The 20,891-nt window shown below is 71.7% G+C and carries 19 protein-coding genes; 4 read left to right on the top strand and 15 right to left on the bottom strand.

Features of this window, described 5'->3' with window-relative positions:
• Positions 1-94: 94 nt before the first annotated feature.
• Positions 95-1,300 (bottom strand): sensor histidine kinase, encoded by a 1,206-nt coding sequence (locus ACFWZH_RS11325; RefSeq protein WP_384428083.1) that lies wholly within the window; start codon positions 1,298-1,300, stop codon positions 95-97.
• Positions 1,301-1,632: 332 nt separating this feature from the next.
• Between ACFWZH_RS11325 and ACFWZH_RS11320 the strand changes: the two genes are divergently transcribed.
• Both ACFWZH_RS11320 and ACFWZH_RS11315 read left to right on the top strand, forming a co-directional pair.
• Positions 1,633-2,676: an SAM-dependent methyltransferase gene (locus ACFWZH_RS11320; RefSeq protein WP_384428081.1), complete on the top strand. Its 1,044-nt coding sequence runs from the start codon at positions 1,633-1,635 to the stop codon at positions 2,674-2,676.
• A gap of 58 nt (positions 2,677-2,734) precedes the next feature.
• Complete coding sequence (locus ACFWZH_RS11315; RefSeq protein ID WP_384428079.1) at positions 2,735-3,877, top strand: NADH-quinone oxidoreductase subunit D; 1,143 nt, start codon at positions 2,735-2,737, stop codon at positions 3,875-3,877.
• Positions 3,878-4,150: 273 nt separating this feature from the next.
• On the opposite strand, the gene ACFWZH_RS11310 is transcribed toward ACFWZH_RS11315, so the two are convergent.
• From ACFWZH_RS11310 to ACFWZH_RS11295, 4 genes are all read right to left on the bottom strand, one after another.
• A complete protein-coding gene (locus ACFWZH_RS11310) occupies positions 4,151-5,377 on the bottom strand; it encodes a hypothetical protein (protein ID WP_384428077.1) in 1,227 nt (408 codons plus the stop codon).
• A gap of 64 nt (positions 5,378-5,441) precedes the next feature.
• Complete coding sequence (locus ACFWZH_RS11305; RefSeq protein ID WP_384428075.1) at positions 5,442-6,401, bottom strand: ABC transporter substrate-binding protein; 960 nt, start codon at positions 6,399-6,401, stop codon at positions 5,442-5,444.
• Positions 6,402-6,605: 204 nt separating this feature from the next.
• Entirely contained in the window at positions 6,606-7,358 is a 753-nt protein-coding gene (locus ACFWZH_RS11300; RefSeq protein WP_384428073.1) for an ABC transporter permease, read from the bottom strand.
• Between the two features lie 2 nt (positions 7,359-7,360).
• Positions 7,361-8,095: an ABC transporter permease gene (locus tag ACFWZH_RS11295; RefSeq protein ID WP_384428071.1), complete on the bottom strand. Its 735-nt coding sequence runs from the start codon at positions 8,093-8,095 to the stop codon at positions 7,361-7,363.
• 174 nt (positions 8,096-8,269) lie between these two features.
• On the opposite strand from ACFWZH_RS11295, the gene ACFWZH_RS11290 reads away from it, so the two are divergent.
• Positions 8,270-9,478, top strand: coding sequence for an ABC transporter ATP-binding protein (locus ACFWZH_RS11290; RefSeq protein WP_384428069.1), 1,209 nt, complete (start codon positions 8,270-8,272; stop codon positions 9,476-9,478).
• A gap of 25 nt (positions 9,479-9,503) precedes the next feature.
• On the opposite strand, the gene ACFWZH_RS11285 is transcribed toward ACFWZH_RS11290, so the two are convergent.
• From ACFWZH_RS11285 to ACFWZH_RS11260, 6 genes are all read right to left on the bottom strand, one after another.
• A complete protein-coding gene (locus tag ACFWZH_RS11285; protein ID WP_384428067.1) occupies positions 9,504-9,989 on the bottom strand; it encodes a DUF3180 domain-containing protein in 486 nt (161 codons plus the stop codon).
• Between the two features lie 122 nt (positions 9,990-10,111).
• Positions 10,112-10,705, bottom strand: a complete 594-nt coding sequence (gene folK, locus ACFWZH_RS11280; RefSeq protein WP_384428065.1) for a 2-amino-4-hydroxy-6-hydroxymethyldihydropteridine diphosphokinase — start codon at positions 10,703-10,705, stop codon at positions 10,112-10,114.
• Entirely contained in the window at positions 10,702-11,061 is a 360-nt protein-coding gene (gene folB, locus ACFWZH_RS11275; RefSeq protein WP_384428063.1) for a dihydroneopterin aldolase, read from the bottom strand. The genes folK and folB overlap by 4 nt, the downstream gene beginning before the upstream one ends.
• Positions 11,062-11,505: 444 nt before the next feature.
• Complete coding sequence (locus ACFWZH_RS11270) at positions 11,506-11,976, bottom strand: nuclear transport factor 2 family protein (RefSeq protein WP_384428196.1); 471 nt, start codon at positions 11,974-11,976, stop codon at positions 11,506-11,508.
• A gap of 5 nt (positions 11,977-11,981) precedes the next feature.
• Positions 11,982-12,911 (bottom strand): dihydropteroate synthase, encoded by a 930-nt coding sequence (gene folP / locus ACFWZH_RS11265; protein ID WP_384428061.1) that lies wholly within the window; start codon positions 12,909-12,911, stop codon positions 11,982-11,984.
• A 124-nt stretch (positions 12,912-13,035) separates the two neighbouring features.
• A complete protein-coding gene (locus ACFWZH_RS11260; protein WP_384428059.1) occupies positions 13,036-14,883 on the bottom strand; it encodes a phosphatidylglycerol lysyltransferase domain-containing protein in 1,848 nt (615 codons plus the stop codon).
• 142 nt (positions 14,884-15,025) lie between these two features.
• On the opposite strand from ACFWZH_RS11260, the gene ACFWZH_RS11255 reads away from it, so the two are divergent.
• Entirely contained in the window at positions 15,026-16,141 is a 1,116-nt protein-coding gene (locus ACFWZH_RS11255) for an alpha/beta hydrolase (RefSeq protein ID WP_384428057.1), read from the top strand.
• Positions 16,142-16,198: 57 nt separating this feature from the next.
• Here the strand turns inward: ACFWZH_RS11255 and folE are convergent, their stop codons facing one another.
• The 4 genes from folE to tilS all read right to left on the bottom strand — a co-directional run bounded on the left by folE (position 16,199) and on the right by tilS (position 20,825).
• Entirely contained in the window at positions 16,199-16,804 is a 606-nt protein-coding gene (gene folE, locus ACFWZH_RS11250; protein ID WP_384428055.1) for a GTP cyclohydrolase I FolE, read from the bottom strand.
• Positions 16,805-16,926: 122 nt separating this feature from the next.
• Positions 16,927-18,939, bottom strand: a complete 2,013-nt coding sequence (gene ftsH / locus ACFWZH_RS11245) for an ATP-dependent zinc metalloprotease FtsH (protein WP_384428053.1) — start codon at positions 18,937-18,939, stop codon at positions 16,927-16,929.
• 235 nt (positions 18,940-19,174) lie between these two features.
• Positions 19,175-19,714 carry a hypoxanthine phosphoribosyltransferase gene (gene hpt, locus ACFWZH_RS11240; protein WP_384428194.1) on the bottom strand — a complete coding sequence of 180 codons (540 nt, stop codon included), beginning with the start codon at positions 19,712-19,714 and terminating at the stop codon, positions 19,175-19,177.
• A 103-nt stretch (positions 19,715-19,817) separates the two neighbouring features.
• The gene (tilS, locus tag ACFWZH_RS11235) at positions 19,818-20,825 is read right to left on the bottom strand and encodes a tRNA lysidine(34) synthetase TilS (RefSeq protein ID WP_384428051.1); all 1,008 of its coding nucleotides are present in this window, start codon (positions 20,823-20,825) and stop codon (positions 19,818-19,820) included.
• Positions 20,826-20,891 lie beyond the last annotated feature (66 nt).

The following is a 20,891-nucleotide window of genomic DNA, read 5'->3' as shown; positions in this document are numbered from 1 at the left end:
GCAGGAGAGTGAGGCGGCCGAGCGTACGGGGTCGAGGCGGTGGGCGGGGCGGGTGCGTCGGCGGTGCGGACCGTGGCGGGCCGGCCGACTCGGCTCACCGCTCCGGTTTGAGCGGCAGCACGGCGGTGACACGGAAGCCGCCGCCCGGCCGCGGGCCCGCGGTCAGACTGCCGCCGACCATGCCGACCCGTTCGCGCATGCCGATCAGGCCGTGCCCGAGGCCGTCCGCCCCGCCCTCTTCGTACAGCTCGTGCTGGGCGCCCCGTCCGTCGTCCTCGACGAGCAGGTCGAGTTCGTCGTCCTTGTAGGCCAGGCGGACGGTGGAACCGACATCGGGGCCGCCGTGTTTGCGGGTGTTGGTGAGCGCTTCCTGGACGATGCGGTACGCGGTCAGTTCGACGCTGCTGGGCAGCGGGCGGGCCTCGCCCTCCACCCGGAAGTCGACCGGAAGTCCGGCGCCGCGCACCTGGTCGATGAGATCACTCAGCTGCTCGACGCCCGGCTGGGGGACGTACTCGCCGCTCTCGGGCTGTTCGCCGGTGCGCAGTACGCCCAGCAGGCGGCGCATCTCGGCCAGTGCCTGGCGCCCGGTGCCGGAGATCGTCTCCAGGGCCTGACGGGTCTGTTCGGGGGCGGTGTCCAGGACGTAGGCGGCGCCGTCGGCCTGGACGACCATCACCGAGACGTTGTGGGCGACGACGTCGTGCAGCTCGCGGGCGATCCGGGCGCGTTCGGCGGCGACCGCGATCCGGGACTGCGCCTCGCGCTCCTTCTCCAGCCGGGCGGCCTTCTCCTCCAGCTGCGCCCAGTAGGCGCGGCGGGTGCGCATGGAGTCGCCGAGCACCCAGGCCAGTACGAAGGGCACGGTGAGCAGCGCGGTGAAGAACGCCATCTCCCACACCGGCCGGCTGGTGGGCCCCTCCGAGAAGCGCCACAGGGACAGGGCGGGGCCCAGGAGGGCGCCGGCGAGCGCGCAGCGGGAGGCCCAGCGGGGGATGGTGGGGCCGGAGGCGACGGTGTAGGTGATCACGAACATCGCGAAGTCACCCGGGTTGGTCGGGATGGCGAAGATCAGTTGACCGACGCCGATGGCGGCCGTCAGCAGCAGCATCTTCACGGGTGCCTTGCGGCGCAGCGCGATGACGAGGCACAGGCCGACTGTGAAGATCGCAGCGATGATCTGCTCGGTGCCTGAGGTGTCGGCCGCGAGCCACAGCCCGCTGAACCCGAGGAGGAGGACGGCCCAGAAGGTGTCCACTCCCGTCGGGTGCCTGCGGAGGAAGTCGTAGAGGCGCTGCACGTAACCCAGCGTAGGCAGCCCGGATAGGTGTACGGGTCAACCGGAGGAGCGATCCTGTGCGACCGGCCTACTCCGCAAGGTGGAGACTCTCTGCGCCGAATGTGGTGGACCGGAGGATGATCTCCACATCTCCGCGCGTTTTCCGCGGGGGCCGATCCGCATCTCCGCCTGGGCCGATCCGCATCTCCGCGTGGGCCGATCCGCATCTCCGCCTGGGCCGACCGCCGTCGTCGCCCCGCGAGCCGATCCCCGTAGTCGCCCCGCGAGCCGATCCTCGGTCCCCCGGTCTCCCCGGCCGCCAGGGGCCCGCGCCCGCCCGTACCGTGGGACGGGTGACGAACGAGTGGTGCGGCTGGCGGGACGCGACGGAGCGGGCGCTGTACGGGGCGGACGACGGCTTCTACACCCGGCCCGGCGGGCCCGGCCCGGCCGGCCACTTCCGTACCTCCGTCCATGCCTCCCCCCTCTACGCCGGTGCGGTCGCCACGCTCCTGTGCCGCGTCGACGCCGCACTCGGCCACCCGGACGAGCTGGCGCTGATCGACGTCGGCGCCGGGCGCGGCGAGCTGCTGACCGGGGTGCTGGCCGCACTGCCGGACGAGGTCGCCGCACGGCTGCACCCGTACGCCGTGGAGCGTGCCGCCCGCCCCGAGGGTCTGGACCGGCGGATCGGCTGGCTGGCCGAGCTGCCCGCCCCCGGCTCGGTCACCGGGCTGCTGTTCGCGAACGAATGGCTCGACAACGTGCCGGTCGACGTCGTCGAGACGGACGCGGACGGCGTGCCGCGCCGGGTGCTGGTCCGCGCCGACGGCACCGAGCGGCTGGGCGAGCCGGTCGACGGGGCGGACGCGGCGTGGCTCCGCCGGTGGTGGGCGCCTCCGCTGAGCGCCTCCGAGGACGCCACGGCCGACGCCCCCTCCCCCGGGATACGCGCCGAAATCGGCCGTCCCCGGGACCAGGCCTGGGCGCGGGCGGTCCGCTCGCTGCGCGCCGGGCTCGCCGTCGCCGCCGACTACGCCCACGAACGTGGCGACCGCCCGCTCTTCGGCACCCTCACCGGCTTCCGCGACGGCCGCGAGGTGCACCCCGTGCCGGACGGCAGCTGCGACATCACCGCCCATGTCGCGCTGGACGCCTGCGCCGGCCCGTCGGCGGAGCGGCTGACCCAGCGCGAGGCGCTGCGCGCCTTGGGGGTGGACGGCCGGCGCCCACCGCTCGCCCTGGCCGGCACAGACCCCGGCGCCTACCTGCGGGCGCTGAGCGCGGCGGGTGCGGCGGCGGAGCTGACCGACCCGGCGGGCCTGGGCGGCTTCGGCTGGCTCCTGGAGCCGGTGGGCGGGGAGTGCGCGGGACTGCTCACGGGGCGGGACGCCTGAGCGGCTCAAGGGGTGGGACACCTGAGAGGCGTGGACCAGGTGCTGCGAGACTGTTCCCATGACGGAGACGACGGTCGGCATCGGCGGCGCGGCGGAGAGCACCGACATGGTGCTGAACATCGGCCCGCAGCATCCCTCGACGCATGGTGTGCTGCGGCTGCGCCTCGTCCTTGACGGCGAGCGGATCCAGCACGCCGAGCCGGTGATCGGCTATATGCACCGCGGCGCGGAGAAGCTCTTCGAGGCGCGCGACTACCGCCAGATCATCATGCTCGCCAACCGGCACGACTGGCTGTCGGCGTTCTCCAACGAGCTGGGCGTGGTGATGGCCGTCGAGCGGATGCTGGGCATGGAGGTACCCGAGCGCGCGGTGTGGGTGCGGACGCTGCTGGCCGAGCTGAACCGCGTGCTGAACCATCTGATGTTCCTCGGCTCCTACCCCCTGGAGCTGGGCGGCATCACCCCCGTCTTCCACGCGTTCCGTGAGCGCGAGGAGCTGCAGACCGTCATGGAGGAGATCTCCGGCGGCCGGATGCACTACATGTTCAACCGGGTCGGCGGCCTCAAGGAGGACCTGCCGGCCGGCTGGCTCGGCCGGGCCCGGCACGCCGTCGCCGATGTGCGCTCCCGGATGGACGTCTTCGACAACCTGGTCCTGGGCAACGAGATCTTCCGCGGCCGTACGCGGGGCATCGGCGTGCTCGCGCCCGAGACGGTGCACGCCTACGGCGTCTCCGGGCCGATCGCCCGCGCCTCCGGTGTCGACTTCGACCTGCGGCGCGACGAGCCGTATCTGGCGTACGAGGAGCTGCGGTCCACGCTCAAGGTCGTCACCCGGCAGGAGGGCGACTGCCTGGCGCGCTTCGAGTGCCTCCTGGAGCAGAGCCACAACGCGCTCGATCTCGCCGACGCCTGCCTGGACCGGATCGCCGAGCTGCCCGCGGGGCCGATCAACCAGCGGCTCCCCAAGGTCCTGAAGGCGCCCGAGGGCACGACGTACGCCTGGACCGAGAACCCCCTGGGGATCAACGGCTACTACCTCGTCTCCAAGGGCGACAAGACCCCCTACCGCCTCAAGCTGCGCTCGGCGTCGTTCAACAACATCCAGGCGCTGGTGGAGCTGCTGCCGGGGACGCTGGTCGCCGACATGGTGGCGATTCTCGGGTCGCTCTTCTTCGTCGTGGGCGACATCGACAAGTAGGCGGCGGGCGGCGCGCCGGGCCGCTGTCCCCCGGGTGAGCACCATCTCGCCGTCGGTCCGGCGCGCGGCCCGGCCTGCGTCTGCCGCCGTCCCCGCCCTCGCCCACCTCGTCCACACCCTGTGGACAGCCGCCGCTACGGGCCGCGGGAGCCGAGACCGCCGAAAGCGTGCGGCCCCGGAGCCGGTGAGGCTCCGGGGCCGATCTGCCGGATGTGCCGGCGCCCGCCGGCCTCGGTCAGGACACGGTGCCGAGGTCGTGGCGCGCTGGCGCCGTCAGGACATCGCGCTGCGCAGCGCGCCGAGGTCGAGCTGTTCGGTCTCGTCGTGCGCGGTGAGGTCGATGACCTCGCCCGCGCCGGTGGTGGTCTCGCCGTCCGCGGTCGGTTCGGCGGCCTCCTCGCCGTCCGTCCCGGCGCTCCCCGCGGTCAGCTCCGCACGCGTCCCCTTGCGCGCCTCTGTACGCGCCACACGGGCCTTCGCGCGGGCCGACTGCTCCGCGAGCGCCTCGTCGCCGACGACGTCCGCCAGATCGTCCTCCAGCGGCGCGGGAAGCTCCCGGGGGCCGGCGGCGGCCGCGTTGCCGAAGAAGTCGAAGCCGCCCAGTTCGCGCGAGGCGGTGGGGCGGTGCGGGGCGACGGCGGTGGCGGTGGCCGGGACGGGGCGGAGCGCGGGTCCGGCGGCGGTGGCCGTACGGGCGTGGCGTGCCTCGCCCGTGCGCTCGGCGGCGGCCGCCCGGTTGTTCCCCCGGCCGTTCTCACCGTCCTGGGCGCTCCGGCCGGTCCGGCCGCTCTGGGCGGCACCGTCGGCGGACCCGGCGGGGGCGGTCGCCGCCGCCCGGTCGCCGGCCCGCGGCGTACCCGTGGCGTTCTGGGCGGCGCGCTGCCTGGCGGCGTTACGGGCCAGTTGACCCAGCGCCCGGTCGGCCCGCGCGTACAGGGCGGGGGTCGGGCCCTGGCGGTCCGCGGCCGGGCGGCCCGACGTCGCGGCGGGCTCGCGCTGCGCCGGGAGGGGGCCGGCGGCGGCCGGCAGCGCCCTGGCCGGGGCGGCGGCCTCTATGGCGAGCAGTCGGCGGCCCTCCAGGGCGCTGGCCCGCTCGGTCTCGGCGGTGGCGTAGCGGCGCAGCAGCTCGGCGTGCTCGCTGCGCAGCCGGGCCAATTCGGCACGCTTGGCACGCAGTTTGGTGTCCAGGGCCACCCGGAGCTCGCGGGACTCCTCGACGTCCGTTTCGAGCTCGGCTATCCGCTCCTCGGTGCGCCACTCGTCGCGCACCCGGGCGCGGGTGAGTTCGGCGACCCGTCGGCCGGCCTTGCGGTCCCAGCTCCGCAGCAGGACGGCGCCGGTCAGTGCGGCGGCTGCCGCGCCCGCGGCGAGCACCCGTTGCACCAGATCGTCGCCGACAAACCACGCGCCCGCGGCGCAGGCGATTGACGCACCGGCGACCGTCGAGGGAGGAAGCAGCCGGTGGAGGGGTGGTGAATGGCGGTGGCGTCCTCGTGGCATGGCCAGAAACTTACCGTGCGTGCGGGACCTATGGGGCCCCGCCCGCCAATCCGTTTCCCGCTGGTTACTTCTCGGCCAGCCCCTTGGACTCCAAAAACGCCTGCGCGACATCCGCGGGCTTGAGCCGCTCGGCATCCACCTTGCGGTTCAGGTCGATCAGATCTTCGGTCGTCAGCGCGTTCGCGAGCTTCCCGAGGGCGGCCTCGATCTCCTTGTCACCTGCGCTCTTGGCATTCAGCACCGGCAGCACATTGTCGGCGTTCTGGAGCTTCTTGTCGTCCTTGAGAAGCACCAGGCCGAAGTTGTCGAGCGTGGCGTCCGTGGTCGTGGTGAGCACCAGTTGGTCGGTGCCGTCCTTGACCGCCTGCTTGGCCTGCGGGGTCCCGACTCCCTTGGGGTCCAGGCCCGTGATGTCGATGCCGTACGTCCGCTCCAGGCCCGGCTTGCAGAACACCCGGGTCTCGCACTCCTCGCCCGCCGCGAGTTTGATCTTCTGCTTCGATTTGCCGAGGTCGGAGAGGGTCTTCAGCTTGTGCTCGGCGGCGAATTCCTTGGTGACCGCGAACGCGTTCTGATCCGTCGCCCCACCCGCGGGCAGGACCTTGAGTCCGCGCGGCCCGGCGAGCTTCTTCAGCGCCGCCACCGTCTTGTCGACGTCACTGGAGGCGACGGGCTTCGCCTTGCTGCCGTTCTTCTTCGCGTTGAGGAATTCGGCGAGCGTGGAGGCGTATTCCGGAACCACATCGATCTGGCCCTTCTCCAGGGCCGGTTCATACAGCTCGCGATTGGCGAGCGTCTGCACCCGGGTGCGGTATCCGGCGTCGGCGAGGACCTTGGAATATATCTCGGCGAGCACCTTCGACTCGGTGAAACCGGCCGAGCCGATGACGAGCTCGCCCTTGCCTCCCTTGCCGCCGCCCTTCTCCTCCAGGCTCTGGCCACCGCACGCGGCCAGTCCGGCCGCCAGCGCGACGACGGTGCCCGCGACAAGCGCGGTCCGGGCCGCGCGCGACTTGCTGCTCATGGATGCCACCATTCAGTCCGTTCGGATCAGCTCGGGTCCGGCCGGGTCGGGTTCGGGTCGTGGTCCGGTCGGGTTCGGTCGGGTTCGGGTCGGTCAGGTTGTGATCGGGGCGGTCGGGTCGCGGTCGGGTCACGTCGTGGTCGGGTCGGCCAGGTCGTGGCCGGGCCGGCAGAGACGGTCGGGGACGCCGGTCGGCTTCGGTCCCTACGGGGCGGGTGCCGATGCCGGTGTGCCGCGGCTGCGCCCCTCGCCCGCGCCCCTGGTCGTACGCGATGCTGTCCGCACGGCGCGGCGCCGCCCCCGCATCGGGTCCAGGAGCCGCTCCGCGAGGACGAGTACGCCCTCCACGGCCAGGGCGAGCACGGCCACCAGCACGGCGCCCGCGACGACCTGGGCGGTGTCGTAGTTGCCGAAGCCGGCGGTGATGATCCGGCCCAGGCCCCCGCCGCCGGCGAGCGCGGCCAGCGTCGCGGTCGCCACCACCTGGACCGTGGCCGACCGCAGGCCGGTCATGATCAGCGGATAGGCGAGCGGTATCTCGACCCGCACCAGGAGCTGCGGCCCCGACATCCCCATCCCGCGCGCCGCCTCGACCACATCACGGTCCGCCTCCCGCATGCCCAGATAGGCGTTGGTCAGCAGCGGCGGCACGGCGAACAGCACCAGCGCGATGATCGTCGGCCAGTCCCCGTGCCGCCCCAGCGGACTGAGCGTCAGCAGCACCAGCACCGCGAACGTCGGTACCGCGCGCCCCACGTTGGAGAGGTTGACCGCCAGGGCCCCGCCCTTGCCGATGTGCCCCAGATACAGCGCCACCGGCAGGGCTATCAGACAGGCGAGGAGCAGGCACAGCCCGCTGAGCCAGACATGCTCGGCCAGCCGATGCCACACCCCCTTCTCCCCCGCCCAGTTGGCCGCCGTCGTCAGCCACTGCCAGGCATCCGCGATCGCGCCCATGCTCAGCCCACCGCCTTCGCCGTCCGTGCGCCGCGCCGGGCACGGGACTTCGCCCGCGCCTGCGCCCGCGTCCAGGGCGTCAGCAGCCGCTGAAGGCCCATCAGCAGCACATCGGCCGCCAGCGCCAGCAGCACACACAGCACCGACGCCGTCAGCACCTCCGCCTTGAAGAAGCCCTCCATACCGCTGGATATGAGATTCCCCAGGCCGCCGTACCCGACGACGGAGCCGACGGTCGTCATCGCCACCGTCGAGACCGTCGCGATCCGCAGGCCGGCCACCACCGCGGGCAGCGCCAGCGGGAGTTCCACCTCGAACAGCAGCCGCGCGGAGCCGTACCCCATCCCGCGGGCGGCCTCCCGCACCTCGGCGGGCACCGCCTGCAGACCCGCGAGGATGTTGCGCACCAGGATCGTCAGCGAATACAGCACCAGGCCCGTGACGACCACCGCCGCCGAGACCCCGAACACCGGTGTCAGCAACGCGAACATCGCCAGCGAGGGGACCGTGTACAACACCGTCGTCAGCCCCAGGACCGGCCCGGCCGCGCCCCGGCGGTGCCGGGCGAGCAGCGCCAGCGGAAAGGCGATCAGCAGGCCGATCGCCACGGACACGGCGGTGATGCCGATGTGCTGGACCGTCGCGTCCACCAACTCCTGGCTGCGGGTGCGCAGATACTCACCGCAGATCCAGTCGTTCGTCACCAGACAGCTCGACCCGGCGGCACTGCCGCTCATGACTCGTCACCTCCCCCGCCCCCGTCGCACACCCTTGCGGTGGCTGTCTGCGACCCTAACCCCCACCACTGACAATCGGCCCGGCCCCGCAGCTCACCGGCCGCATCGCCATCCGCGCGCAACACCGCGTTCACAGGGCCCCGGCCACAATGGGCCCGTCGACAAGGGGGAATCATGATCCGCTTCGAGCACGTCACCAAGAGCTACCCCGACGGTACGAAAGCCGTGGACGACCTCACCTTCGAGGTCGCCGAGGGGGAACTCGTCACGCTCGTCGGCCCCTCGGGCTGCGGCAAGACCACCACGATGAAGATGGTCAACCGGCTCGTCGAGCCCACCAGCGGCCGCATCCACCTCGACGGCGAGGACATATCCGCCATCGACCCGGTCCAGCTGCGACGCCGCATCGGCTACGTCATCCAGCAGGTCGGGCTCTTCCCCCACAAGACCGTCCTGGACAACACCGCCACCGTCCCGCACCTGCTCGGCCGGCCGCGCGGCAAGGCCAGGGCCCGCGCCGCCGAACTCCTCGACCTGGTCGGCCTGGACCCGTCGACGTACGGCGACCGCTACCCCGACCAGCTCTCCGGCGGCCAGCGCCAGCGCGTCGGCGTGGCCCGCGCGCTCGCCGCCGACCCGCCCGTGCTGCTGATGGACGAGCCCTTCGGCGCCGTCGACCCGGTCGTGCGCGAGCACCTCCAGAACGAGTTCCTGCGGCTGCAGTCCACGCTCCGCAAGACGGTCCTGTTCGTCACCCACGACATCGAGGAGGCGGTCCGGCTCGGCGACCGGATCGCGGTCTACGGGGCCGGGCGCATCGAGCAGTTCGACACCCCCGCGACGGTGCTGGGCGCGCCGGCGACCCCGTACGCCGCCCGGTTCGTCGGCGCGGACCGGGGCCTGAAGCGGCTCTCCGTCACGCCCGTCGACCCCGGTGATCTCGAACAGCCGCCGGTCGTCCGGCTCGACGACCCCGCGGCCCGCGCCGCCGAGCGGCTGACCTCCGAGGGCGCTCCCTGGGCGGTCGTCCTGGAGGCCGACGGATCAGCGTACGGCTGGGTGGCGGCCGCGGCGCTCACGGGAGCGGCGGGCGGCCCGCCGGCCGGCCGAGGTTTCGACAAGAGCGCCCCCGGGGGCACGGTCCGTGCGCACGCCCGGCGGATGGACGCCTGGCTGCCGCTCGGCGCCCCGCTCAAGGACGCGCTCAGCGCGATGCTGCAGCACGACGCCGGCTGGGTCGCGGTCCGCGACGAAGAGCGTCATCTGGGCGTCCTGACGCCCGCCGGGCTGCACGGCGCGCTGCGCCGGTCCACCGCCGCGGACGCCGGGAACCTCCCGCGCGGCGAGGTGTCGCTCGACACGGTGCCGGGCGCGGGAGCCTGACCGCGGCCGACGGCGGACCGCGGTGTCACACCGCGGCGTCGACCCCGCCGTTCCCCTCGTCGTCGGGAAGCTTGCACACCCGCTCCAGGAAGATCGCCGCGGCGACCACCGCCGCCCCGGCGACCACCGACAGACCTGCGTAGATCGCCTGGTCCCGGCGCGGTGCGACATCGAGCCCGGCGGTCAGCAGGAAGACGCCGACGCCGCCGTAGAGACCCGCCACCAGCGACGCCACCAGGGCGCTCGCCTGCCCGAAGACCACCGCACGGGCGGCCACCAGCGGATCGACGCCCTTCGCGCCGGGCCGGCGCTCACGCTGGGCGCGCAGCCGCGAGCGGAGCGAGAGGGCGGTGGCGGCGAGCACCGCGGCGATCAGTGCCAGCACGATCGGCGCGGCCACCGGCACGCTGGGCAGCGTCCCGAACGAGTCCCACAGCCGGGCGCCGCCCCAGGCGAGCACCCCGGCCGCCAGGAACAGCCCGACCAGCACCTTGATGTGTAGCTGCTTCACCGAGCGATCGCCCCTCGCACCGTCATGACCATCCCTGCCGTCACGACCATCTTGCCGTTATGGCCGCGCTGTCCGTTCCGTACGCATGTCTCCCGCAGGGAACCGACCCGCAACCCTAACGGCTACTCCGGCAGCCGCAGTTCCAGATCCGCCCGCGGCGCCACGCCGGCGTGGCCGATCGACGAGAGGAGTTCGGCCACCGCGCCGCGCCCGGGGACCACCGCTTCGGGGTCGATGTCGTGCCACGGCACCAGCACGAACGCCCGCTCATGGGCGCGCGGGTGCGGCAGCGTCAGGCGCGGGTCGTCGGAGAGGACGTCCTGATAGGCGACGATGTCCACGTCGATCGTGCGCGGGCCCCAGCGCTCGTCGCGGACCCGCTCGAAGGCCTCCTCGATCGCGTGCCCGCGCTCCAGGAGGGAGTCCGGCGGCAGCGTCGTCTTGATCAGCACCACGGCGTTGAAGTACGACGGCTGGCTGCCCGGTGCCACGCCCCACGGCTCGGTCTCGTACACCGGGGAGACCGCCTTGACCCGCAGGCCGGGGGTGTCCTCCAGCGCGTCGACGGCTCCCTGGAGGGTCTCCAGGCGGTTGCCGAGGTTGCTGCCGAGGGAGATCACGGCGCGTTTGGGGTTGGAGAGCGTCACGTCGGCGGCGTCAACCTGCTCCACCACCGAGGCGGGCACCGGCTGTACGGTCGGGTCACTGCTGCTCATACTCGGCTCCGAGTGATGGTGATGGTCACGTCGTCGAAGGGGACGGTGATCGGCGCGTCCGGCTTGTGCACCACCACCTCCACTTCCTGCACGCCCGCGTGCTTGAGGCACTGGTCGGCGATGCGCTCCGCCAAGGTCTCGATGAGGTCGACGGGCTCGCCCTCCACGACGGCCACCACCTCCTCGGCCACGACCCCGTAGTGCACGGTCTTCGCGAGATCATCGGAGGCTGCCGCCTGGCGGGTGTCCAGACCGAGGACCAGGTCGACGATGAAGGTCTGGCCTTCCTCGCGCTCACGGGGGAAAACCCCGTGGTGGCCCCGGGCCTTAAGCCCACGCAGCGCGACACGATCCACGCGAATCACTCCCACTGGTCCACGGCACCTCTGGCGCCACTGATCGTCGGTTCCGGGCAGGCGCCGGAGCGATCCGGCAACACTGCCCCGCCATCGAATCTACCTTCGAGCACCGACAGTCCTCGCCCACGGGGGCTATGGACAAGACCCCGACCTGCTGCTAGGCGCGGCGCGCCCCGCGGACCGGGAGATCGTCCGCGCGGCCTCTTACCCCCCTGCCCACGCCCCACCCCTACCCGTGCCGCACTTGGCTCGAACGGGTGCGCCCCCACCCGGACGGCTGACGCCCGTCGCTGACGCTTTGCGCAGGCCATCGCCGTGAACGCAAGGGCGGGCCGTCATGGCAAGGCTCACACGCCGCCGCCGCTCGGGCCCGGGAAACGCCGTCGCCCCCGGGACGGCCCGCTCAGCGGGCGTCCGCACCCGCCGCGCGCGAGGACGCGCTCACAGGGCGTCCTCGTCCCCCTCGCCCTCCCCTTCCTCGTCGTCCTCGTCCTCGCGGTCCGCCAGCACCGGCGAGCCGTGGTGCGACCACACCCGCCAGCCGTCCTCCGTGCGCCGGAAGACGTTGGTCGCGACGACCAGCTGGCCGATCAGCGGCCCCACCGACCCGTCGTCCTCGGCGGGCCCGCCGCTGAGGATGTTCTCGGTGCAGGTCACCAGCGCGGTGTCGCCGATGACGTCGATCTCCACATCCGTGAGGAAGAACTGGATGTACTCGGTGTTCGCCATGATCAGGGCGTACGAGCGGAGCACCTCGCCGCGCCCGCGCAACACCGGCCAGCCGGGGTGGACCACACTCACCTGACCGTCCAGCCACAGCTCGGACAGCGCTTCGTGATCGCCGCGCTCGATGGTCTCGTACAGGGTCGTGTTCGCCTGCTCGACCAGCTCGATGTCCGTCCGTGGGCCCAAGCCGCTCACACCGCTCCCGTCGTGGTCACCGTCGTCCCGTCCGCAGCGGCCATGCCGGCCGCGTCCCCCTTGGCGGCCGCCGCCGCGCCCTCCACGGCACGGGCCACCCGTACCGCGTCCGCGCTCGCCCTGACCTCGTGCACCCGCACCGCCCAGGCCCCCTCTCGCGCCACCATCGCCGATACCGCCGCCGTCGCGGCGTCCCGCTCCCGGGCCGGCGGCGGGGCGGCTCCCTCGCCGCCTGCCAGCACCCTGCCCAGGAACCGTTTCCTCGAAGCCGCCACCAGCAGCGGCCGGCCCAGCGCCCGCAGCCGCGCCAGTTGGGCGACCAGCGCCAGATCGTGCCCGGCTTCCTTGGCGAAGCCCAGCCCCGGGTCGATGACGATCCGGTCCGGGTCGATGCCGCCGGACACCGCGCGGTCCATGGCCTGCCCGAGCTCCTCGACGACCTCCGCGACCACGTCCCCGTAGACGGCGCGGTTGTTCATGTCGATGGACTGGCCGCGCCAGTGCATCACGACGAACGGGACGTGATGGGCGGCCACCACCGGCACCATCGCCGGGTCGGCGGCGCCCGCGCTGACGTCGTTGACCAGCCGCGCCCCGGCCTGGACCGCCTGCTCGGCGACCGACGCGCGCATGGTGTCGACGGAGACCACCACGCCGGCCGCGGCCAGCTCCCGGACGACCGGGACGACCCGGCGCAGCTCCTCGGCCTCGTCCACCCGCGCCGCGCCCGGCCGGGTCGACTCGCCGCCCACGTCGACGATGTCGGCGCCCTGCGCCACCAGGTCGAGACCGTGTTTGACGGCGAGTTCGGTGTCGAACCACTCACCGCCGTCGGAGAACGAATCGGGCGTCACGTTCACGACGCCCATCACCGCGCAGCGGTCCCAGTCCGGCAGTCCGGCCACCCGGCCACGCAAGGTACTCATGGCACCAGCGTAGGCCGTGTGCCGACCGGCCGGATTGCGGCCGTCGCGTGCGGGTACGCGCCCGCCGCCGGGCCCTCGTGGCGCGGGGCGCGCGCCCGGCCCGGGCGGCCGGGCCGGGCGCCCGTCAGGCCGCCCGCTCGACCGCACCCGCCGCGTGGACCGGCTCCACCGTATGCACGCACGGCCGGGGCTCGGCGGCGTTCCCCCGGCGCAGTACGCGCGGCAGGCGCAGCTCCAGATAGCCCTCGGCCTGCAGCGCCGCCAGACCGATGCGCGGGATGTCACGGCTGTTGCGGAAGACCACGAAGCGGGGCTCCCAGCGTGGCTGGAACTTGTCGTTGAACTTGTAGAGCGACTCGATCTGGTACCAGCGGGACAGGAAGATCAGCATTCCCCGCCAGACCCGGATGACCGGTCCGGCGCCGAGCTTCTCACCGCGCTCCAGGGAGGAGCGGAAGACCGCGAAGTTCAGCGACACCTGCTTGATGCCGAGGTCGGGCGCGGCCTGCAGCGCGGCGACGATCAGCAGTTCGTTCATGCCGGGGTCGGCGCTGCGGTCACGCCGCATCAGTTCCAGGGAGATCCCGTTGTCACCCCACGGCACGAAGTGCTGCATCGCCTTCAGATCGCCGTAGGGTCCGGGCTCCTCGCCCTCGGCGACGGGCAGATGCGCGGTGGCGATCACCGCGTCGCCGTCGGCCACGGCGTCGATCCGGCCCAGCGCCATGGAGAAGCCGCGCTCGGTGTCGGTGTCCCGCCAGGCGTCCGCGGCCTGCTGGATCCGGGCCAGCTCGGCCGGGTCCAGGTCGCGCACCCGCCGCACCCGGGTCTCGTAGCCGTTGCGCTCGATGCGCTTGACCATCTGCCGCACGTTGCGCATCGAGCGCCCGGAGAGGGTGAAGTCCGCCACGTCCACGATGGCCTCGTCGCCGAGCTCCAGGGCGTCCATGCCGGTCTCCCGGGTCCACACCTGGCCGCCGGTCTCGCTGCAGCCGGTGACCGCCGGCGTCCAGGAGTGCGCCCGCGCCTCCTCCATGAAGCGCTCGATGGCGCCCGGCCAGGCCTCGACGTCCCCTATGGGGTCGCCGCTGGCGAGCATCACGCCGGAGATGACCCGGTAGCAGACCGCGGCCTTGCCCGACGGGGAGAAGACCGCGCCCTTGTCCCGGCGCAGCGCGAAGTAGCCGAGCGAGTCCCGGCCGCCGTGGCGGGCGAGCAGCTCGCGCAGCCGCCGCTCGTCCTCGTCGGTCAGCCGGGCCGCCGGGTGCTCGGGGCGGAAGGCGAGGTACGCGGTGGTGGCCACGATCAGCAGGCCCAGCGCGCCGAGCGAGTAGCCGACGGTGTAGTCGACCTGGTGGGTGTAGCCGACCGGGCCCTCGAAGCCGAACAGGCCCCACAGGACGTGCTGGGCGCGCTCCCAGAAGGACGGCGAGCCGACGATCTTGTGGGGGTGGGAGCTGACGATCACCATGCCGATGGCGAAGCCGGCGCCGCCGAGGACGACGAGGTTGGCCACCGCCTTCCAGCGGCTGCGGGGGTCGGGCAGTGCCGCGAACTCCCGCCGGTGCCACACCAGGAACACCAGCAGCGCCAGCGACAGCAGCGCTCCAAAGACGGAGTGGCGGTACACCAGCTGAGCGGCGATCCCCACCGGGAGCAGCGCCACGGCCGCGCCCCAGGCCCGCCGCTTACGCCGTTTGAGTCCATGGGCCAGCAGGAGCAGCAGGATGCCGACGACGATGGAGGCGGCGGCCGCCAGCGGGCTCACCGCGCCCGGCAGCACCTCGGCAAGGGCGTGCACCCGGCTGTGCCGGAACCGTGGGAACACCCCGGCGGCCAGGTTCAACAGGCCGACGACCACTCCGGCCGTTCCGACGACCCCCGGCACCGACTCCGGCCGCGGGCCACGGAGCCAGCGTGGCGTGCGCCACGCAACCTTCCCCGACTTTTCGCCATCTAGCCTGTCAGACATCACTTTCCCGTCGCCCCGGTCGAGAGAACGTGCGAGCCTTGTCGCAGCATCTGGACTTTTTGCGCCCTGTATGACGGCGTTTCAGGGCTCGGGGTTCCCATAGCGGCACGGGATGGCCCGGCCGCCCGGAAGAAAGCACCTCATGGGTCTCACCAGCAAGAAAGTGCTGCTTCTTGCCGTCCTCGTCGCGGTGGCACTTTTCATCCTCACCATCTGGCTCTGGCCGCGCCTGTCCAAGGGAAACTGGCGCGCCGTCCTGGGACGCGTCGGACTCCTGCTGGCGACCCAGCTCTCCGTGTTCGCCGCGGTCGGCCTGTCCGCCAACCAATCCTTCGGTTTCTACGCGTCCTGGGCCGACCTCTTCGGCCAGGAGCAGGAGCCGGGCGTGGTCACGAACTACCAGACCGGGCCGAACGGAACCAAGCTGCGGATGCTGGGCACCGAGCGCATCAGCGTGCAGAACGGCTCCCGGCCCGCGGCCGCCGGCCGGATCGACAAGGTGCTGATCCAGGGCGAGCATTCCAAGATCGCCAGCCCCGCATTCGTGTATCTGCCGCCGCAGTACTTCCAGAAGAAATACGCGAACAAGAAATTCCCGGCGGCGCTGGTGCTCACGGGCTACCCCGGCACGGCGGAGGCCCTGTACAAGAAGCTGCATTTCCCGCAGACCCAGCACGAGCTGCTCAAACAGCGCAAGATGCAGCCGACCGTCCTGGTGATGATGCGGCCGACCGTGGCGCCGCCCCGCGACACCGAGTGCGTCGACATACCGAACGGCCCGCAGACCGAGACGTTCTTCACCAAGGACCTGCGCGCGGATATCGCCGGGCACTACCGAATAGGTCGCGAGGCCAAGAACTGGGGAGTCATGGGCGACTCCACCGGCGGCTACTGCGCACTGAAGATGACCATGCGCCACCCCGAGGCGTACTCCACCGCGGTCTCCCTCTCCGGCTCGTACAAGGCGCCGCTGGACGCCACCACCGGCCCGCTCTTCGGTGGCAGCAAGCGGCTGGAGCTGGAGAACAACCTGCTGTGGCGGCAGCGCAACATGCCCGCCCCGCCGGTGAACCTGCTGGTCACCAGCAGCAAGCAGGGCGAGAGCAACTACCGGCACACGCTGCGCTTCATCGAGGAGACGAAGTCGCCCACCCGCATCTCGTCGATCATCCTCGACAGCGGTGGCCACAACTTCAACACCTGGCGCCGCGAGATTCCGGCGGCCCTGGAGTGGATGGGCAGCCGTCTGAAGGCCTGACGGCAACGGCCGTCGCGGCGGATCACGTCCCCGCCGCGACGGAGCCTCCTCCGGGCGTCAGCGCGCCAGTATCAGGCTCATGGCCTCGGCCCGCGTCGCCGCGTCCCGCAGCTGGCCGCGCACGGCCGACGTCGTGGTCTTGGCACCCGGCTTCCGCACCCCGCGCATTGTCATGCACATGTGCTCGCACTCGATGACGACGATCACACCGCGCGGCTCCAGGATCTCCATCAGCGAGTCCGCGATCTGCGTCGTCAGCCGCTCCTGGACCTGCGGACGGCGGGCGAACACATCGACCAGCCGGGCCAGCTTCGACAGGCCGGTGATCTTGCCGTCGGTGGACGGGATGTAGCCGACATGCGCCACGCCGACGAACGGCACCAGGTGGTGCTCGCAGCTGGAGACCAGCTCGATGTCCTTGACCAGCACCATCTCGTCATGGCCCAGGTCGAAGGTGGTCGTCAGCACGTCCTCCGGCTTCTGCCACAGGCCGGCGAAGATCTCCTTGTACGCCCGTGCCACCCGCGCCGGCGTCTCCAGCAGCCCCTCGCGGTCCGGGTCCTCGCCCACCGCGATGAGCAGCTCGCGGACGGCGTTCTCCGCACGCTTCTCGTCGAACGTGCCGATCTTGCCGTCGACGTCCAGCGTCACAGGGTCGGTCATGTGGTGCCTCGTTCCTTCTGCGCCCGCTCAGCAGCGCGGGTGGAATCGCGAAATGCCGCGCCCCCCAGGCTAAACCTGAGGGGCACGGCATCTATTCCGGGGGCCGGGGTGGCCCGGAGAGATCAGCTCTCCGTGCGCGGCTCCTCGGGAGCCTCCGCCTTCTCCGTCGAGACGGTGGCCGTCGTCGTCACGGAGCCGTTGGCCGGGGCCAGCTCCTTGGGCGACAGCACCGGCGGGCGGCTGGAGGGCGTACGACGCGACGAGCCGGTCCACGCCGGGCGGGCCGGGCGCTTGACCACGTGCTTGAAGAGCTCGGCGATCTCCTCCTTGTTGAGCGTCTCCTTCTCCAGGAGCGTCAGCACGAGGTTGTCGAGGATGTCGCGGTTCTCGACCAGGATCTCCCACGCCTCGTTGTGCGCGGTCTCGATCAGCTTCTTGACTTCCTCGTCGACCAGCGCGGCGACCTCCTCGGAGTAGTCGCGCTGGTGACCCATCTCACGGCCCAGGAAGGGCTCGGAGTTGTCGGTGCCGAACTTGATCGCGCCGAGCCGCTCGGTCATGCCGTACTGCGTGACCATCGCGCGGGCCGTGGCCGTGGCCTTCTCGATGTCGTTCGCGGCACCGGTGGTCGGGTCGTGGAAGACCAGCTCCTCCGCCGCGCGGCCGCCCAGCATGTACGCCAGCTGGTCGAGCATCTCGTTGCGGGTGGTGGAGTACTTGTCCTCGTCGGGCAGGACCATGGTGTAGCCCAGGGCCCGGCCGCGGGACAGGATCGTGATCTTGTGGACCGGGTCGGAGTTCGGTGAGGCCGCCGCGACCAGGGCGTGTCCGCCCTCGTGGTACGCGGTGATCTTCTTCTCCTTCTCGGACATGATCCGGGTCCGCTTCTGCGGGCCGGCCACGACGCGGTCGATCGCCTCGTCCAGGAAGTGGTTGTTGATCAGCTTCTCGTCGCTCCGGGCCGTCAGCAGCGCGGCCTCGTTCAGGACGTTCGACAGATCGGCACCGGTGAAGCCGGGGGTGCGCTTGGCGACGGCCGAGAGGTCGACGTCCGGCGCGACCGGCTTGCCCTTCTGGTGGACCTTGAGGATCTCCAGACGGCCCTGCAGGTCCGGGCGGTCGACGGCGATCTGCCGGTCGAAGCGGCCGGGGCGCAGCAGCGCCGGGTCGAGGATGTCCGGACGGTTCGTGGCGGCGATCAGGATGACGCCGCCCTTGACGTCGAAGCCGTCCATCTCGACCAGGAGCTGGTTGAGGGTCTGCTCGCGCTCGTCGTGGCCACCGCCCAGGCCCGCACCGCGGTGCCGGCCGACGGCGTCGATCTCGTCGACGAAGACGATCGCCGGGGCGTTCGCCTTGGCCTGCTCGAAGAGGTCACGGACCCGGGAGGCACCGACACCGACGAACATCTCGACGAAGTCGGAGCCGGAGATCGAGTAGAACGGGACGCCCGCCTCGCCGGCGACGGCGCGCGCCAGCAGCGTCTTGCCCGTTCCGGGCGGGCCGTACAGCAGCACGCCCTTGGGGATCTTGGCGCCGACGGCCTGGAACTTGGCCGGTTCCTGCAGGAACTCCTTGATCTCGTGGAGCTCCTCGACGGCCTCGTCCGACCCGGCGACGTCCGCGAACGTCGTCTTGGGGGTGTCCTTGGTGATCAGCTTCGCCTTCGACTTCCCGAAGTTCATCACCCGGGAGCCGCCGCCCTGCATCTGGTTCATCAGGAACAGGAAGACGACCACGATGAGGACGAAGGGGAGCAGCGAGAGCAGCACACCGACGAACGGGTTCTGCTTCGACGGGGAGACGGTGTACCCGTCCTTGATTTCGCCGGTCTGGTACTTGGCCTGCAGGTTCTTCGCCAGATCGACGCCCTGGTCGCCGATGTAGCTTGCCTGGATCTTGTTGGAGCCGTCGACCTTGTTGGAGCCGGACAGCTCGACCTTGATCTTGTTCTCGTCACCGGTCGTCAGCTCGGCGGACTTCACCTTGTTGTCAGCGATCGCCTTGACGACCTGACCGGTGTCCACCGTTTTGTAGCCGCCGGACGAGCCGACGACCTGCATCAACACGACCACGGCGAGGACGGCCAGCACGATCCACATGACCGGCCCACGGAAGTATCGCTTCACGTCCATCCATACGGAGCCGTTAGCGGCCCCGTCCCTCCTGCCACAGTGAGGCACAACGCCCTCTGAGGGCTGGTCGTGCGTACGGTGTATTACTGGCCCGAAAAAGAACTGCCTTCGGACGGTACCCCAGCATTGTCACCCGGCGCCTGCGCCGGGAGTGAACATGCAGCCGAGGATTCCGCTCACCCTGCTCCAACGGCGGGAGACCCGAAAGGGTTCCCGCCGGTCGGAAGTGACGGCCTCAGCCGCCGTATACGTGCGGGGCGAGGGTGCCGACGAAGGGCAGATTGCGGTACTTCTCCGCGAAGTCCAGGCCGTAGCCGACGACGAACTCGTTGGGGATGTCGAAGCCGATCCACTTCACGTCGATGGCGACCTTCGCCGCGTCCGGCTTGCGCAGCAGCGTGCACACCTCCAGGGAGGCGGGCTCGCGCGAGCCCAGGTTGGACAGCAGCCACGACAGCGTCAGGCCGGAGTCGATGATGTCCTCGACGATCAGGACGTGCTTGCCCTTGATGTCGGTGTCCAGGTCCTTGAGGATGCGGACCACACCGGAGGACTGGGTGCCCGCGCCGTAGGAGGACACGGCCATCCAGTCCATCGTGACGGGGGTGGACAGCGCACGCGCCAGGTCCGCCATCACCATCACGGCGCCCTTGAGGACACCGACGATGAGCAGGTCCTTGCCCGCGTACTCCGCGTCGATCTTCGCAGCCAGCTCCGCCAGCTTCGCGTCGATCTCTTCCTTGGTGATGAGTACCGACTGAAGGTCGGCGCCCATGTCCTTGTCGTCCACCCGTGCCACTCTCGCTCGGTTCGGTGTTCACGCCAGTCGTGAGACTGCAGAAGTCGTGGGACTTCACAGGCCGGGCAGCGTCTGCGGCTCAGCCCTGCCGGATGACCAGTCTGCCACCCTGCCGGCGGACACCCACGCGCCCGGGGAGGTTGATGGCCCCCTGCCCCCGCCAGGCGGTGATCAGCCGGTCCACTTCCTCGATGTGGCGGGCGAAGAGCGAACCGGCCGGGGAACCGGCGGCGATGACCGCCCGGCGCAGCACCCGGCGGCGGACCGCGGGCGGCAGGGCGAACAGGGCGGCGACGTCGAGGGTGCCGGAGTCGTCGAGCACCGTGCCCTCGGCCGCGGCGGCCCAGGCGTCCAGCGCGTCGGCGTCGTCGCGGGAGAGCTGGGCGGTACGGGCCAGCGCCTCGACGACGCCCTTGCCGAGCGCCTTCTCCAGGGCGGGCAGCCCTTCGTGGCGCAGCCGTGAGCGGGTGTAGGCGGGATCGGTGTTGTGCGGGTCGTCCCAGACGGGCAGCGACTGGATCAGGCAGGCCTTGCGGGCGGTCTGGCGGTCCACGTCCAGGAAGGGGCGACGGTAGCGCCCGCCCGTCCCGGAGCTCGCGGCCATCCCGGAGAGCGAGCGGGTGCCGGAGCCGCGGGCGAGGCCGAGGAGCACCGTCTCGGCCTGGTCGTCGCGGGTGTGGCCGAGGAGGATCGCGGCGGCGCCGAGGCGCTCGGCGGTGGCGTCGAGGGCGGCGTAGCGGGCATCCCGGGCGGCGGCCTCGGGGCCGCCCTCGCGGCCCACGGTGACGGCGACGACCTCTACGGGGTCGAGCCGCAGGGCCCGCATCCGCAGGGCGACCTCGGCGGCGCGGAGGTCGGAGCCCTCCTGGAGGCCGTGGTCGATGGTGACGCCCCCGGCGCGGACGCCCAGCTTGGGCGCCTCGAAAGCGAGAGCGGAGGCGAGCGCCATCGAATCGGCGCCGCCGGAGCACGCGGCGAGCACGAGCGGGGGCTCGTGCCGGTCCTGTGCGCAGTGGTGGGTGAGCACGTCGTGGAGTACGCGGCGGACCGCCAGGCGTATCGCGGCGACCGCTGGATGGGGACCCATGTCCGTTTCCAATCGTTCAGCTGGGGAGCCTCAGCCGGTGAGGGCGTTTTCGTCACACAGAGTGCC

The sequence above is a fragment of the Streptomyces sp. NPDC059008 genome, assembly GCF_042749045.1.
Classification (GTDB): Bacteria; Actinomycetota; Actinomycetes; order Streptomycetales; family Streptomycetaceae; genus Streptomyces.
The sequence above is the reverse complement of the archived record's forward strand: the minus strand, read 5'-3'. Positions and strand labels throughout refer to the sequence as shown.